The sequence below is a fragment of the Pseudomonas mandelii genome (genome assembly GCF_900106065.1).
GTDB lineage: Bacteria > Pseudomonadota > Gammaproteobacteria > Pseudomonadales > Pseudomonadaceae > Aquipseudomonas > Aquipseudomonas mandelii.
In genome coordinates this window covers 2,088,225-2,102,747 of sequence record NZ_LT629796.1, presented here as the reverse complement: position 1 = coordinate 2,102,747, position 14,523 = coordinate 2,088,225, and the positions used below count along the sequence as shown (strand labels likewise).

Below are 14,523 nucleotides of genomic sequence, written 5' to 3'. Positions count from 1 at the left end.
TCCAGGCGCCGCAAGCGGGTACCCACAAGGAGTTAGCTGAATGAAAAAACTACTCGTCGCGTTCGCAGCCGTTGCAGCGTTTTCCGCTCACGCTGACACTCTGACCGTTGCAGCCACCCCGGTGCCGCACGCGGAAATCCTCGAATTCGTCAAACCGGCCCTGGCCAAAGACGGCGTGGACCTGAAGGTCAAAGTGTTCACTGACTACATCCAGCCAAACGTGCAGGTTGCCGAAAAACGCCTGGACGCCAACTTCTTCCAGCACCAGCCGTACCTCGATGAGTTCAACAAGGCCAAGGGCACCGACCTGGTCGCCGTTGCTGGCGTACACCTGGAACCGCTGGGCGCTTACTCCAGCAAGTACAAGGCCCTGACCGAACTGCCAGGCGGCGCCAACGTGGTGATCCCGAACGACGCCACCAACGGCGGTCGCGCGCTGTTGCTGCTGGCCAAGGCCGGCCTGATCAAGTTGAAGGATTCGAACAACATCCTGTCGACGGTCAAGGACATCACCGAGAACACCAAGGACCTGAAATTCCGTGAGCTGGAAGCCGCGACCATCCCGCGCGTGCTGACCCAGGTCGACCTGGCGCTGATCAACACCAACTACGCGCTGGAAGCCAAGCTCGATCCGTCCAAGGATGCACTGGTCATCGAAGGCAACGACTCGCCTTACGTGAACATCCTCGTAGCCCGCCCGGACGACAAGGACAGCGAAGACATGAAGAAACTGATTGCTGCCCTGCACAGCCCGGAAGTGAAGGCCTTTATCCTCGAGAAGTACAAAGGCGCGGTATTGCCGGCGTTCTGATCTGAGTCGTTAACAAAAAATGGGGCGCATCGAATGCGCCCCATTTTTTTATGCCTGAAACACCGTCCCCTGTAGGAGCCAGGCTTGCCGGCGACGGCGATCTCACGGGCGCTTTCGCCGGCAAGCCTGGCTCTTACAGGGGGCGTGGTGTTTATTTGCGGTTGAGCATCACCGGCAACTGCGCCACCAACTTGGCGTTATTCAGCGGTGCACGAATGAACCCACGCTGTGTCCCGTCCGGCCCGATCACCGCGAGGTTGCCGCTGTGATCAACCGTGTAATTCGGCTTGCTGGTGTCTGCCGGAATGAACGGAATGCTCACCGCATTGGCCAGTTTCTGAATGTCTTCAATCGACGAAGGCGTCAGGCCTGTGAACTGCGGATCGAAGTAGCCCAGGTACTGCTTGAGCTGCTTGGGCGTGTCGCGGTTCGGGTCGACGCTGACCAGGATGATCTGCAACTTCGCCACAGCCTCTGGCGGCAGTTCACTTTTGATCTGGCGCAGCTGGGCGAGGGTGGTCGGGCAGATGTCCGGGCAGAAGGTGTAGCCGAAGAACAGCAGTGACCATTTGTCTTTCAGCTCGTTGACCATCACCGGCTTGCCGTCCTGATCGGTCATCGTCACGTTTGGCAGGTTGCGGCTTTGCGGCAGCAAAATGATCCCGGCATCGATCAATGCCGTCGGATCGCCCTGGCCTTTTCCGGACAGCACTTTGTTGATGGTCAGGCCCAGAACCAGCGCGATCAGGGCGACGAGGATAAAGACGGTTTTCTGAGTTCGAGTCATAGGTTCAACAGTAAGTAGTGGTCTACGAGCAGCGCGATAAACAGCAGGAACAAGTAGTAGATAGAGTACTTGAAGGTGTTGATCGCCGCGTGCGGCCGAGTGCCACGGTACAGCACCACGGCCCATTGCAGAAACCTTGCGCCCAGTCCCAGGGCGCAAATCAGGTAAAGCATGCCGCTCATGTGGATCACGTAGGGCATCAGGCTGACCGCCAGCAGCGCGAAGGTATAAAGCAGGATGTGGACCTTGGTGTAATGCTCGCCATGGGTCACCGGCAACATCGGGATGTTGGCCTTGGCATATTCCTCTTTGCGGTGAATGGCCAGGGCCCAGAAGTGAGGCGGGGTCCAGGCGAAAATGATCAACACCAGCAACAAGGGTTCGGCGCTGACATGACCGGTGGCCGCGGTCCAGCCGAGCAACGGCGGGGCAGCGCCGGCCAGGCCACCGATAACGATGTTCTGCGGCGTTGCGCGCTTCAGGAAACCGGTATAGATCACCGCATAACCGAGCAGGGACGCGAGGGTCAGCCAGGCCGTCAGCGCATTGGTGAAGGCCAGCAGCACGGCTTGCCCAAGCACCGCCAATACCAGGGCAAATGTCAGCGCCGCCGCAGGTGAAACCCGCCCTTCAGCCAAGGGACGTTTGTGGGTACGCGCCATCACTGCATCGATACGCCGGTCCACCACATGATTCACCGCCGCCGCACCCCCGGCACACAACGCGATCCCCAGGTTGCCGAACACCAGCACCGTCCACGGCACCCCGGCGCGGGTCGCGAGGAACATGCCGACCAGCGAGGTGATGAGCATCAGCACCACCACTTTAGGCTTGGTCAGCTCCAGATAGTCACGCCAGATCGCCTGACTGTGACGTTCGCCGATCAGAGTCGCCATGGCATCTCTCCTTTTATTGTTATGGGCCCGGCTGAGTGTTTACGCGGGCTGAACCGCCAGCGTGCAAGGTTTTGCTGTTTGACCCGAACCAGGCTGGTTCGCGCGTGATAATTGACCAGCACCATCGTGAGCAACAGCGCTGCGCCCCCCGCGTTATGCGCGACCGCAACAGGCAGCGGCAGGTGGAACAAGACGTTGCTGATACCGAGGGTTATTTGGGCCGCAAGGGCGATCAGCACCATTGCGGCCAAGCGCGTCATGCCAACCACTTTCAGTTGCCAGGCCAGCCCCAGCAGCACGAGCGTCACCAGCAACGCGCCGATGCGGTGAGTCAGATGGATCGCTGTGCGGGCATCACTGTCCAGTTGCCCGCCCAGGTAATTGGGGCCGATGTGTTGGGTCAGGTGAAAACCGTTGGCGAAATCAGCCGGTGGCAGCCATTGCCCATGGCAGGTCGGGAAGTCGATGCAAGCCACGGCTGCATAGTTGGAACTGACCCAGCCCCCGAGGGCGATTTGCAGGATTACCAGCAGCAACCCGGCCGTCGCCCAGTGCTGCAATCGCCGTGGCACGGTCAGCGCCGGCAGTACGCCGGACAGGCGCAAGGTCAGCAAAAACAACAGGCTCAAGGTCGCAAAACCGCCGAGCAAATGCCCGGTCACCACCTGCGGCCAGAGCTTGAGCGTCACCGTCCACATGCCGAACGCCGCTTGGGCGATGACAACCACCAGCAGAAACAGCGGCAGCTTCACCGGTTGCCCCGGATGACGACGATGCACCCAGGCGCGACCGGCCAGCACTGAAATCAACAACCCGAGGGTGCCGGCGAAATAGCGGTGGACCATCTCGTTCCAGCCTTTGTGGGCTTCGACGGGTGCATCGGGAAAATGCAATTCGGCATGGGCCAGTTGGGCTTCGCTTTTCGGCACGCTGATAAAGCCGTAGCAACCCGGCCAGTCCGGGCAGCCGAGGCCGGCGTGGGTCAGGCGGGTGTAGGCGCCGAGCAACACCACAATCAGTGCCAGCAAGGTGGCAAACAGCGCGAGGCGAAATCCAGGTTTGGCCATGACGATGCCCTTATCCGATGTTCGACAGTTTCAGCAAATGACGCAGGTCGTTGAGCAGGTCCTTACCCTTCACCGTCGGGTCGTAGCGCAGCACCAGATTGCCGTGCGGGTCGATGATCCACAGTTGCGGTACGGTTTTGCCTCCCGCTGTTTTGGTGAAAGTGGTCAGGTCCATTGGGTAGCGTTGCAGTTGCGGGTATTCGCGGGTCAGCTTGGCGTCGTAATCGGCCGCCAACGGTTGGGCCGCGGCCAGGGCGTGACTGGCACGCCCGGCATCGCGACCGAGGCCGATCTGGATCTGCCGCGCCAGATAAACCAGCTGCTGGCAGTCCACCGAACACTCCTTGGGCGCCGTGACCAGCAATTGCCAACGGTCCTCCTGCGCTTGCACGCCAAGGTCGGCGCGGGTCTGGCCGTTGCCGATCAGCTCGCCGTGATAACTGCGGCCTTCCGGCACCCAGAACTGCAACTTGTACATGCCCGTGGCGAGGATCATCGGACCGATCACCCCCAGCAGGATCAGCAATAACTGCAACCGGCCCTTGCGCCGACTCGCCGGCGTTTTCGCCTCAGACATGCTGGGTGGATTCATGGCCGCTCCCATGGTGTTTCTCCTTTGCGTTGTGCCAGCCGAGATAGAGATAAAGGCCGAACAGGGCGATCGACATGGCGAACCACTGCACGGCATAAGCGATATGTTTTTCCGGCCCCATGGCCACTACCGGCCAATCGGCCTGGTAGGACGCGGGGCCGGCTTCTGCGCGTAATTCGTAGGCAAAACCGTCACGGTCGAGCGCCGTCCACAGCTTGGCGGGTTCGACGGCAGTGATCAGTTGTGGCCAGGTGGCGGTGCTCGGGTCGGCGTGCAATTGGAAGGTGGCGCCGGGGGAGACGTAGACCCAGGCATCCAGGCTCAGGGCCTGAGTCGGTGTCGTGAACTGCGGCGGGGTACGCCGATCCGGCCACGGCAGCCAGCCGCGATTGACCAGCAACCAGAGCCCGGTCGCCTGGTCCTGAAACGGTTGCAGCAGTTCGACGCCGACCTTGCCGTCGCGCTGGCGGTTATCCAGCAGCAGGCTGTGTGCGGCATCGAACTGGCCGTGAATTTGAACCCGGCGAAAGGCTGGATCGTCGGTGTGTAGCAGCTCGGTGCTGGCCATCGGTTCAGCCGTGCGGCGCTCGGCGTAGCTGTGCAGCAGTGCGCTTTTCTCCGCGCCCCGGCTCAATTGCCAGAACCCCAGTGACACCAGCATGGGCAATAGAAGTGCGACCACCAGGGTCGGCACGATGCCCGGCCGGAAGCGCTTCATGGCGTCGCCAGAAAGTCGCTGGTTGCGATAGCTATACTCAAGTGCATCGCCTTTCCCCCGGAGTCCCACCATGCTCAAAGCAGCCATCGTCCTGATGCTGATTGCCACAGTTGTCAGCCTGTTCAGCGGCCTGTTTTTTCTGGTCAAGGACGACAGCAGTTCGAACCGCCTCGTCATTGCCTTGAGTGTTCGTGTTGCCCTGGCCGCTATCACCGTCGGCTTGATTGCCTGGGGTTTTTTCAGCGGCCAGTTGGTTTCTAGTGCGCCTTGGTAAAGCCTCAGAGCACGTAGACGAAAACGAACAGCCCGATCCACACCACGTCCACGAAGTGCCAATACCAACTCGCCGCTTCAAACGCGAACTGGTGCTCGTTATCGAAGTGCCCGCGCATGATCCGCATCAGCATCACAAACAGAATGATGGTGCCGATGGTCACGTGGGCGCCGTGGAACCCGGTGAGCATGAAGAACGTCGCGCCGTAGATGCCGGAACCCAGGGTCAGGCCCAGTTCGCGATAGGCGTGGATATATTCTTCGGCCTGAAAACCGAGGAACGCACAGCCGAGCAAGACAGTGATCGCCAGCCAGATTTTCAGCGCACCGCGATGGCCCTTTTTCAAAGCGTGGTGGGCGATGGTCACGGTGACGCTGGAGCTCACGAGCAACACGGTATTGAGCAGCGGCAGGCCCCAGGGGCTGATAACGTCCTTGGGTGCCGGGAAGAGTTTCGGATCCGGGTTGTTCAACAGCGGCCAGACGAACTCGAAGTTCGGCCACAGCATGTGCGCCAGGCCTTTCGCGCCTTCACCGCCGAGCGCCGGACCGGACACATGCCGCACATAAAACAGTGCACCGAAGAAGGCGATGAAGAACATCACCTCCGAAAAGATGAACCAGCTCATGCCCCAGCGGAACGAGCGATCCATCTGGGCGCTGTACAACCCGCTGCGACTTTCCTTGATTACCGTGCCGAACCAGCCGAACAGCATGTAAGCCAACAGCAGGCCGCCGACGAAAAAGATCAGCGGGCCGTGGGATTCCGGCCGCGCAGCCTTCAGGTCGTTGAACCAGGTGGCCAGGCCGAACACGGTGACGAACATGCCGACGGTGGCGATGATCGGCCATTTGCTCTGGGCCGGTACGTAATAGTGTTCATGAGTTGCCATTTATTGTTCTCCTTATCGGGCACGCTCAGCCGCCAGTGTTTACAGCTACCGGTGGATGTCGGGCGGTGATATCGAACAGCGTGTAGGACAGCGTCAGGTGCTTCACTTCCTTGGGCATGTCGCGGTCAACGATGAAACGTACCGGCATCTCGATCCGTTGACCGGGCTGCAGCACTTGCTGGGTAAAGCAGAAACATTCAGTCTTGTGGAAGTACGCTGCCGCGTTGCTGGGTGCGATGCTCGGCACTGCCTGGGCGCTCATCGGTTTGTCGGTCGGGTTGTGCGCGATAAAAATCATCTCGTTCACTGCCCCCGGGTTGGCCGTCAGTTCGTCACTTTTGGGATAGAAATCCCAGGACATGTCGGCGGAGTTGGTCGACAGGAACTGCACACGCACCTGTCGCGAAGTGTCGACCGTCTGCTCGCCCTCGTACTGCCCGGCGGTCTTGCCATTGATGCCGAACGCCTTGCACATCACGTCATAGATCGGCACCAGGGCAAACCCGAAGATAAACATCGCCACCACCACCATCAGCAGGCGGGTGACCAGCTTCTTCATCGAAATCGAGTCAGCCATGGTTTCCAACCTCTTCGCCGAACCCTGTGGGAGCGAGCCTGCTCGCGAAGCAAACACCGCGGTTTAACAGGCAGACCGCGTCATCGTTCTTCGCGAGCAGGCTCGCTCCCACATAGGTTTGTGTGTTCATTTCACTTCCGGCGGCGTAGTGAAGGTGTGATACGGCGCTGGTGACGGAATGCTCCACTCCAGGCCTTCCGCGCCATCCCACGGTTTGGCGGGTGCTGGCGGGCCGCCGCGGATGGTCTTGATTACGATGAACAGGAAGAAGATCTGCGTGGCGCCGAACATGAACGCACCAATCGACGACACCATGTTGAAGTCGGCGAATTGCAGGTTGTAGTCCGGAATCCGCCGCGGCATGCCCGCCAGGCCCACGAAGTGCATCGGGAAGAACGCCATGTTCATGCCGATGAACGAGAGCCAGAAATGCAGCTTGCCGAGGGTTTCGTCGTACATGTGGCCGGTCCATTTCGGCAACCAATAGTAGGCCGACGCGAAGATCCCGAAGATCGCCCCCGGCACCAATACATAGTGGAAATGCGCGACCACGAAGTAGGTGTCCTGGTACTGGAAGTCCGCCGGGGCAATGGCAAGCATCAGCCCGGAGAAGCCGCCGATGGAGAACAGGATCACGAACGCCACCGCGAACAGCATCGGTGTCTCGAAGGTCAGCGAGCCTTGCCACATGGTGCTGGCCCAGTTGAACACTTTCACCCCGGTTGGCACCGCGATCAGCAGTGTGGCGTACATGAAGAACAACTCGCCCACCAGCGGAATGCCGACCACGAACATGTGGTGCGCCCAGACGATGAACGACAGGAACGCGATGCTCGCCGTGGCGTAGACCATCGAGGTGTAGCCAAACAGCGGCTTGCGCGAGAAGGTCGGGATGATCGAGCTGACGGCACCGAAGGCCGGCAGGATCATGATGTACACCTCGGGGTGACCGAAGAACCAGAACACATGCTGGAACAACACCGGATCACCGCCACCGGCGGCACTGAAGAAGCTGGTGCCGAAGTGGATGTCCATCAGCATCATCGTCACGCACCCGGCCAGCACCGGCATCACCGCGATCAGCAGGAAAGCGGTGATCAGCCACGTCCAGACGAACAGCGGCATCTTCATCAACGTCATGCCGGGGGCGCGCAGGTTGAGGATGGTGGCAATCACGTTGATCGCACCCATGATCGAACTGATCCCCATCAAGTGGATGGCGAAGATGAAGAACGTCACGCTTTCCGGTGCGTAGGTCGTCGACAGCGGGGCGTAGAACGTCCAGCCGAAGTTCGGTCCGCCACCGGGGGTGAACAGGGTCGACACCAGCAGGATGAACGCCGCCGGCAACAGCCAGAAGCTGAAGTTGTTCATCCGTGGCAGGGCCATGTCGGGCGCGCCGATCATCAACGGGATCATCCAGTTGGCGAGGCCGACGAACGCCGGCATCACCGCGCCGAACACCATGACCAGACCATGCATGGTCGTCATCTGGTTGAAGAATTCCGGCTGGACGATTTGCAGTCCCGGCTGGAACAGCTCGGCGCGAATCACCATCGCGAACGAGCCACCCAACAGGAACATGGAAAACGCAAACCACAGGTACAGCGTGCCGATGTCCTTGTGGTTGGTGGTCAGCACCCAACGCATCAGGCCTTTGGCGGGACCGTGGGCGTGATCGGCATGACCATGGTCATCGATGACGGCGCTCATGGCGTGTCTCCTGCAAACAGATGGGCTGGGCAGGCCGGGGCGCGCTGCCCCGACCGGTTCCTTGGTTGCGCAATAGACCGGGTCATTTGCTTTCCGCCTGTTTCAGCTCCAGCACTTCTTTAGGAGTGACCATGTCGCCTTTGTTGTTGCCCCAGGCGTTACGTTCGTAGGTCACCACCGCCGCGATATCGACTTCCGAGAGCTGCTTGCCGAACGCCGCCATCGCGGTACCCGGCTTGCCGTGGTAGACAATGCTCAGGTGACCTTCCTTCGGTCCGGTGGCGATTTTCGAGCCTTTGAGCGCCGGGAACATCGGCGGCAAGCCCTGACCTTCGGCCTGGTGACAGGCGACGCAGGCGGTGTGATAGACCTTGTCGCCGCGCTCCTTGAGCTCGTCGAGGGTCCATTCCTTGCTGGTCAGTTCTTTAAGCTGCAGGGATTCGGCCTTGCGTTCGGCCAGCCATTTTTCGTAATCGGCCTTTTCCTTGACCTCGACCACGATCGGCATGAAGCCATGGTCCTTGCCGCACAGTTCGGCGCACTGGCCACGATAGATGCCGGGCTTGTCGACGCGGGTCCAGGCTTCGTTGACGAACCCCGGAATCGCATCGCGCTTGACCGCGAAAGCCGGCACCCACCAGGAGTGGATAACGTCGGCGGACGTCACGAGGAAACGCACCTTGGCGCCAATCGGCAGCACTAAAGGCTTGTCGACCTCAAGCAAGTAATGCTCGCCCTTGGTTTCCTTGTTGTGGATCTGGTCGGCAGGGGTCGTCAGGTTGCTGAAGAATTCGACGTCCTGGCCCAGGTATTTGTAGTGCCACTTCCACTGATAGCCGGTGACCTGGATATCGATATCCGGCTCACTGGCGTCGTACATCTTGATCAGGGTTGCCGTCGCAGGAACCGCCATGGCCACCAGAATCAGGAAGGGCACGATGGTCCAGAGGATTTCGACGGTGGTGCTTTCATGAAATTTTGCGGCCACCTGCCCGGTAGAGCGGCGGTGGACCATCATCGACCAGAACATGGCGCCGAAGACGATGATGCCGATCACTACACAGATCCAGAAAATGGTCATGTGCAGGTCAAATACTGCGTGACTGATTTCAGTCGCTCCCGGCGCCATATTCACAGTCCAGGCGGCTTGCGCCTGGCTGAAAATCGACCACAACAGGAGGCCCATCCAGACGTGTGGATGTCGCATCATTGCGGGTTCCCCTTATCGTTCTTGTTATCCCGCCGGCTTTCACCTGCGGCAAGGGAGCGGCTTTTTCAGACTACGAAACTTGAATCGCCGAGCCTTGCTGCGTGTGCAGTCGGGCGTCATCAGCTAACTCCATTCCCACCCGAGTATAGACAGCGACTGCTACCTCGCAACGTGATGGCGTAAATGATCTGAAACAGCTGGGACTTGCGTTCAAGGTCACGAATGGAGAAGGATGCAGACGAGTGGTGGCAAATCGATATAACGGAGGCGTCTCAAGGATGAAACAATTATGACAAATGCGTCTTAGCATTTTTCATAAGCAAGCTAAGTTATGTCTTCCCTATTTCATTGCCTTTGTTTCCTGGAGTTTTCATGAACACCGCCGCATTGCGCGAGCAGATCCAAAAAGCCCAACAACACGAGGCCGAGACCGGCCTGCTGACTCGTCAGCTTGAAAATCAATTGCCACACCTTCACTCCGCCATCCAATTGCCGGATGTCGACGCCAACGGCGTGATGACGCGTTTTGTGGCCGCGTACATAGAGCAAGTGCCGGACCTGCTGGACGCAGCCAATGAAGTCGCCAGGGAAGCGGGTATCGAATCACAGATCAAGCCGGTGCTGACGATCGCCGAGCAGTTCTTCCTCCAGCCACCGGCAATCATGGCCGGTCATGTCGGCCTGGACAGCCTGCTGGATGAAGCCTATCTGGCGCATCGGTTGGTGGAAGAGGTCAATGACCTGTACATCAAGCATTTTGGCCAGCCACTGATCCCCTTGGACATGACGGTCGCCAACCTGATTGCTCACCAACTGATCGGCGAGGATTTTGCCAACCAACTGGATGAGGCGGTGCATCACGCTGTGGATGAGATGCTCAATGAAGACAGTTTCGCGCTGGAGTCCGTGGAGGCCTACCGCGAAAAACTCAACAGCCCGGACACCGGCGCCGCCTGGAAGCGCTGGCCGTGCCTGTCGCGCCAGCTGGGCGTAGGGCTGGAGCTGGATCAGCCGGCGGCTTGATTCTTTAGAATCAGCACCGTCCCCTGTGGGAACGAGCCTGCTCGCGATTGCGATATGTCATTCAACATTTATGTCGATTGATACACCGCCTTCGCGAGCAGGCTCGCTCCCACATTGGTTACTTCTACGCCGTAGAGCCCACTCCCGAGGTGGTTCGTAAACGCCCCTCCAACCGACGCTTCAACCCCCGCGCTTCAATAATCAGCTTCGACCCCTTGGCCGCATTGGCCCGACCCCATTCCTCAAGCAACTCCAGACACGAGTGATCGATGTAGCTCAGGTTATTGAGCGGCACATGCACTGTCGCGCCTGGGGGAATGGTCCCCAGCACCTGGGTCAGCGCCGGCACCTTGAGAAAGGTTGCGGCCCCCGTCAGTCGTAACTCCATCTCACCGTCGGCCGGCAGGTCGATCAGGCTGATTTTCAACCGCGAGGCCTTCCAGGCCAGTTTGGCCAGGGTCAACCCGAAGCCGATCAGCACGCCGGTCAACAGGTCGGTGAAGATGATTGCCAGCGCTGTCGCGGCGTAGGTGAACATCGGCATCCGGCCATAACGGCCCAGGCCGCGAAAGGCCTTGAGGTCGACCAGTTTGAAACCGGTGTACACCAGCACACCCGCCAGGCTTGCCACCGGAATGCTTTGCAGCACGCTGGACAGCAACAACACGAAAGCCAGCAACCACAGACCGTGGAAGATCGCCGACATTCGCGTGGTGGCGCCAGCCTGGACGTTGGCCGAGCTACGCACGATCACGCCGGTCATGGGCAGCGCGCCAAGCAGGCCGCAGAGCATGTTGCCGACGCCCTGTGCCGACAACTCCCGATCGAAATCGGAGCGCTGGCCGCTGTGCATGCGATCCACCGCCGCTGCGGAGAGCAGGGTCTCGGCGCTGGCGATGAAGGCCACGGCGAAAGCGGCGATCAATAACGTCGGGTCGGCCAGATTGAGCAAGTCGGCAGGCTTCAGCCAGTCGATGGCTTCTGCCAGGTTGGCCGGGACTTCCACGCGTTTGACCTGCAAGGCGAGCATCAGGCTGGCCACCGTCGCCAGACCTACGCCAAGCAGTGCGCCGGGAATGAAGCGAAGAGAGTGCGGACGGAATTTTTCCCACAGCCACATCACCGCAATCGTCGACAGGCCAAGCAACCCAGCCTGCCAGCCAAGGGAAGGCAAGGCCTGGATCACGGCCGCCGGGAAGGCTGCGAGGTTATCCAGTCCCGAAGGCTTGGGCACGGCGTCCAGCATCACATGCACTTGCGACAACACGATCAGCACGCCAATCCCGGCGAGCATGCCGTACACCACCGCTGGCGCCGTAACCCGAAACCAGCAACCCAGCTTGAAGCGCCCGGCCATCAGTTGCAGAAAACCCGCCAACAGCAGGATGGGACCGAGCATGGCAACACCATGCTGGCGCACCAGTTCAAAAACCAGCACCGCCAGACCCGCCGCCGGGCCGCTGACTTGCAGAGGCGAACCTGCAAGCCAACCGACGACCAGTCCACCGATGATCCCGGTGATCAAACCCTTGGCCGGCGGCAGGCCCGAGGCGATGGCGATGCCCATGCACAAGGGCAGGGCGACCAGAAACACAACCACGGACGCCAGCAGCTCCCGTGGCAGAACAGCTTTGAGTTGAGCAGCACGCATGGTGACTCTCCCGAAGTTTTCTTCAGGCGTGGCAAAGCCAGGCTGCTTGATCAGCAACCTCGGCTAAACCACACCTGGGAGGATTTAGAAGCGCGCTTTGGGCGTCGCCACGGGGATCGGATGGCTGCCATCAAGCGGCAGGAAACACCCTTTGTCCGCGTCGTAAGCTCTGATTTCGCTGGTTTCGATGTTGTAGATCCAGCCATGGATAAACAGCTGACCGTTAGCCATGCGCGAGGCGACCGAAGGGTGCGTGCGCAAATGCTGAAGCTGGGCGATCACGTTTTCTTCGGTGAGGACATGCATGCTTTCGCTTTCGTCAGCGCAATGGCAGTTTTCCTGGACCATCGATTTCGCCACTTCGGCATGACGCAGCCAGGCTTTGACCGTGGGCATTTTTTCCAGGCTTTGCGGGTTGAGCACGGCGCGCATCGCGCCACAGTCGGAGTGCCCGCAAATGATGATGTGCTGTACGCCGAGGGCCAGGACCGCGTATTCGATGGCCGTGGAAACACCGCCGTTCATCTGCCCATAAGGCGGCACAACGTTGCCGACGTTACGGGTCACGAACAGGTCGCCGGGGGCGCTTTGGGTGATCAGTTCAGGAACGATGCGCGAATCGGCGCAGGCGATAAACATCGCTCGAGGGCTCTGAGCCGTGGCGAGTTTTTTGAAGAGTTCTTCCTGCTGGGGAAAAACTTCGTGATGAAAATGCAAAAAGCCGTCAACGATATGCTTCAGCGCTGCATCGGCGGTTTCCGCCACGGGTTGGGCTGAAGCCGACGCAGCCAACGGCTGTTTATCCTTGTCACTCATGATTCATCCTCTTTGGCGGAGTCAGGGAATTTTCCCGTTTTGTCCGGTGTGAAGCCAGTGGCTGTTTAAAAAACATCCAGGCCGAAGATCTCGACCCGTCAGTCACTCGATGAACAAGGTATCTGTCGAAACTTAACTCAAACTGAATCAAGCGCTCTAGGACGTGTGTTCCAGGTCACAAAAAACGTGACCAGCCTAATGGCCAAGTGCTTTTCCTCCTACTCAACCATAGGCCAATTGTCCTCAAATCAACGACATCTGGCGACCTGGCGGACAGAAGGCGTCGCAGTCCAGGTTAAAACCTTCGCGATGATTGAGCCCCAACCGTTTGATCGATTTGGCAAAGCGTTGCGCCAACAGATCGGCAAACGGCCCCTCACCGCGCATTCGGGCTCCGAACCGACTGTCGTAGAGCTCCCCGCCACGGCTCTGGCGGATCAGGCTCAACACATGAGCGGCACGCTGCGGATAGTGGGCGGCCAGCCATTCTTCGAACAGCGGCGCCACTTCCAACGGCAGCCGCAACATCATATAGGCGGCGCTCTGGGCACCGGCAGCATGGGCTTCGGTGAGCAGGCTTTCCAGTTCGCTGTCGTTGATCATCGGAATCATCGGCGAACACAGCACGCCCACCGGTATCCCGGCTTCGCGCATGACCCGGATGGCACGTAGCCGGGCCTTGGGCGCAGCCGCGCGCGGTTCGAGGATGCGTTTGAGTTCATCGTCGAGGGTGGTGAGGCTGATCATCACCGCCACCAGCCGTTGCTCGGCGAGTTCGGCCAGCAGATCCAGGTCCCGAAGAATCAGCGAGCCCTTTGTAATGATGGTCACCGGATGCCGGTAACGCAGTAGCACTTCAAGGGTCTTGCGGGTGATTTTGTGTTCGCGCTCGATCGGCTGGTAGGGATCGGTGTTGGAGCCCAGATTGATCGGCGCGCATTGATAGCCGCGCTTGGACAGCTGTTCTTCCAGCACATCGGCGGCGTTGGTCTTGGCGATCAGTTTGGTTTCGAAATCGAGCCCGGGTGACATGTCCCAATAGGCATGGCTGGGGCGCGCGTAGCAGTAGATGCAACCGTGCTCGCAGCCGCGGTAAGGGTTGATCGAGCGGTCGAAGGGCAAGTCCGGGGAATTGTTGCGGGTGATGATGGTTTTCGCCGTTTCGATGCGCACTTGTGTGCCCTGCGTGACGGGCGCTTCCTGATACCAGCCGTCATCCTCGGCCACCGAGCGATTCGGCGCGAAGCGGTTGTGCGGGTTGGTGGCGGTGCCGCGGCCGCGAGGGGGAATAGGAATGGCCATTTGAGCTCCTGCTAGCTGTATAAATACACAGTATTAGAAGCAACAAGATTTGCCTAGCTCCGTTCGGCGTGTTCTCCAAGGTAGAGGGGACTGGTTGTGTATATACCTGTCATGTTTGACAGTAGACGGGGCAAGAAATACATCCTATGAATAACAAGGCACCGATATCTGGCCGCTGTTTCACGTTTACGTCA

The 14,523-nt window shown here is 59.6% G+C and carries 15 protein-coding genes; 3 read left to right on the top strand and 12 right to left on the bottom strand.

Annotated elements, in window-relative coordinates; genetic code table 11:
* Positions 1–40: 40 nt before the first annotated feature.
* On the top strand, positions 41–811 hold the full coding sequence (locus BLU63_RS09455) for a MetQ/NlpA family ABC transporter substrate-binding protein (protein ID WP_010465644.1): 771 nt from the start codon (positions 41–43) through the stop codon (positions 809–811).
* A 151-nt stretch (positions 812–962) separates the two neighbouring features.
* Here BLU63_RS09455 and BLU63_RS09450 read toward each other — a convergent pair whose 3' ends face one another.
* Genes BLU63_RS09450 through BLU63_RS09430 form a run of 5 tightly spaced genes read right to left on the bottom strand, consistent with a single transcriptional unit; the run spans position 963 to position 4,871 of the window.
* Complete coding sequence (locus BLU63_RS09450) at positions 963–1,598, bottom strand: SCO family protein (protein ID WP_010465646.1); 636 nt, start codon at positions 1,596–1,598, stop codon at positions 963–965.
* A complete protein-coding gene (cyoE, locus tag BLU63_RS09445; RefSeq protein ID WP_083375341.1) occupies positions 1,595–2,494 on the bottom strand; it encodes a heme o synthase in 900 nt (299 codons plus the stop codon). Before cyoE ends, BLU63_RS09450 begins: the two co-directional genes overlap by 4 nt.
* A complete protein-coding gene (locus BLU63_RS09440) occupies positions 2,482–3,561 on the bottom strand; it encodes a COX15/CtaA family protein (RefSeq protein ID WP_077748827.1) in 1,080 nt (359 codons plus the stop codon). Before BLU63_RS09440 ends, cyoE begins: the two co-directional genes overlap by 13 nt.
* A 10-nt stretch (positions 3,562–3,571) precedes the next feature.
* Positions 3,572–4,165, bottom strand: coding sequence for a hypothetical protein (locus BLU63_RS09435; RefSeq protein WP_083377253.1), 594 nt, complete (start codon positions 4,163–4,165; stop codon positions 3,572–3,574).
* The gene (locus tag BLU63_RS09430; RefSeq protein ID WP_083375340.1) at positions 4,131–4,871 is read right to left on the bottom strand and encodes an SURF1 family protein; all 741 of its coding nucleotides are present in this window, start codon (positions 4,869–4,871) and stop codon (positions 4,131–4,133) included. Before BLU63_RS09430 ends, BLU63_RS09435 begins: the two co-directional genes overlap by 35 nt.
* A 70-nt stretch (positions 4,872–4,941) precedes the next feature.
* Here BLU63_RS09430 and BLU63_RS09425 point away from each other — a divergent pair, with 70 nt between their 5' ends.
* Positions 4,942–5,145, top strand: a complete 204-nt coding sequence (locus BLU63_RS09425) for a twin transmembrane helix small protein (RefSeq protein WP_010465658.1) — start codon at positions 4,942–4,944, stop codon at positions 5,143–5,145.
* A gap of 4 nt (positions 5,146–5,149) precedes the next feature.
* Here the strand turns inward: BLU63_RS09425 and BLU63_RS09420 are convergent, their stop codons facing one another.
* From BLU63_RS09420 to coxB, 4 genes are all read right to left on the bottom strand, one after another.
* A complete protein-coding gene (locus BLU63_RS09420) occupies positions 5,150–6,037 on the bottom strand; it encodes a cytochrome c oxidase subunit 3 (protein WP_010465659.1) in 888 nt (295 codons plus the stop codon).
* Positions 6,038–6,062: 25 nt separating this feature from the next.
* Positions 6,063–6,614: a cytochrome c oxidase assembly protein gene (locus tag BLU63_RS09415; protein ID WP_083375339.1), complete on the bottom strand. Its 552-nt coding sequence runs from the start codon at positions 6,612–6,614 to the stop codon at positions 6,063–6,065.
* Positions 6,615–6,740: 126 nt separating this feature from the next.
* Complete coding sequence (ctaD, locus tag BLU63_RS09410) at positions 6,741–8,327, bottom strand: cytochrome c oxidase subunit I (protein ID WP_010465663.1); 1,587 nt, start codon at positions 8,325–8,327, stop codon at positions 6,741–6,743.
* 82 nt (positions 8,328–8,409) lie between these two features.
* A complete protein-coding gene (gene coxB, locus BLU63_RS09405) occupies positions 8,410–9,537 on the bottom strand; it encodes a cytochrome c oxidase subunit II (RefSeq protein WP_010465665.1) in 1,128 nt (375 codons plus the stop codon).
* A 372-nt stretch (positions 9,538–9,909) separates the two neighbouring features.
* Here coxB and BLU63_RS09400 point away from each other — a divergent pair, with 372 nt between their 5' ends.
* A complete protein-coding gene (locus tag BLU63_RS09400) occupies positions 9,910–10,560 on the top strand; it encodes a hypothetical protein (protein WP_077748823.1) in 651 nt (216 codons plus the stop codon).
* A gap of 124 nt (positions 10,561–10,684) precedes the next feature.
* On the opposite strand, the gene BLU63_RS09395 is transcribed toward BLU63_RS09400, so the two are convergent.
* The 3 genes from BLU63_RS09395 to BLU63_RS09385 form a co-directional block, all read right to left on the bottom strand.
* Positions 10,685–12,211: a SulP family inorganic anion transporter gene (locus BLU63_RS09395; RefSeq protein ID WP_010465670.1), complete on the bottom strand. Its 1,527-nt coding sequence runs from the start codon at positions 12,209–12,211 to the stop codon at positions 10,685–10,687.
* Between the two features lie 84 nt (positions 12,212–12,295).
* Positions 12,296–13,027: a carbonic anhydrase gene (locus BLU63_RS09390; RefSeq protein WP_083375338.1), complete on the bottom strand. Its 732-nt coding sequence runs from the start codon at positions 13,025–13,027 to the stop codon at positions 12,296–12,298.
* A 243-nt stretch (positions 13,028–13,270) separates the two neighbouring features.
* Positions 13,271–14,329: a PA0069 family radical SAM protein gene (locus BLU63_RS09385; RefSeq protein ID WP_083375337.1), complete on the bottom strand. Its 1,059-nt coding sequence runs from the start codon at positions 14,327–14,329 to the stop codon at positions 13,271–13,273.
* Between the last annotated feature and the right edge of the window lie 194 nt (positions 14,330–14,523).

Coding starts and splice junctions, on each gene's coding strand:
- BLU63_RS09455 (WP_010465644.1), top strand. CDS start 41: ATGAAAAAACTACTCGTCGCGTTCGCAGCCGTTGCAGCGTTTTCCGCT.
- BLU63_RS09450 (WP_010465646.1), bottom strand. CDS start 1,598: ATGACTCGAACTCAGAAAACCGTCTTTATCCTCGTCGCCCTGATCGCG.
- cyoE (WP_083375341.1), bottom strand. CDS start 2,494: ATGGCGACTCTGATCGGCGAACGTCACAGTCAGGCGATCTGGCGTGAC.
- BLU63_RS09440 (WP_077748827.1), bottom strand. CDS start 3,561: ATGGCCAAACCTGGATTTCGCCTCGCGCTGTTTGCCACCTTGCTGGCA.
- BLU63_RS09435 (WP_083377253.1), bottom strand. CDS start 4,165: ATGGGAGCGGCCATGAATCCACCCAGCATGTCTGAGGCGAAAACGCCG.
- BLU63_RS09430 (WP_083375340.1), bottom strand. CDS start 4,871: ATGAAGCGCTTCCGGCCGGGCATCGTGCCGACCCTGGTGGTCGCACTT.
- BLU63_RS09425 (WP_010465658.1), top strand. CDS start 4,942: ATGCTCAAAGCAGCCATCGTCCTGATGCTGATTGCCACAGTTGTCAGC.
- BLU63_RS09420 (WP_010465659.1), bottom strand. CDS start 6,037: ATGGCAACTCATGAACACTATTACGTACCGGCCCAGAGCAAATGGCCG.
- BLU63_RS09415 (WP_083375339.1), bottom strand. CDS start 6,614: ATGGCTGACTCGATTTCGATGAAGAAGCTGGTCACCCGCCTGCTGATG.
- ctaD (WP_010465663.1), bottom strand. CDS start 8,327: ATGAGCGCCGTCATCGATGACCATGGTCATGCCGATCACGCCCACGGT.
- coxB (WP_010465665.1), bottom strand. CDS start 9,537: ATGATGCGACATCCACACGTCTGGATGGGCCTCCTGTTGTGGTCGATT.
- BLU63_RS09400 (WP_077748823.1), top strand. CDS start 9,910: ATGAACACCGCCGCATTGCGCGAGCAGATCCAAAAAGCCCAACAACAC.
- BLU63_RS09395 (WP_010465670.1), bottom strand. CDS start 12,211: ATGCGTGCTGCTCAACTCAAAGCTGTTCTGCCACGGGAGCTGCTGGCG.
- BLU63_RS09390 (WP_083375338.1), bottom strand. CDS start 13,027: ATGAGTGACAAGGATAAACAGCCGTTGGCTGCGTCGGCTTCAGCCCAA.
- BLU63_RS09385 (WP_083375337.1), bottom strand. CDS start 14,329: ATGGCCATTCCTATTCCCCCTCGCGGCCGCGGCACCGCCACCAACCCG.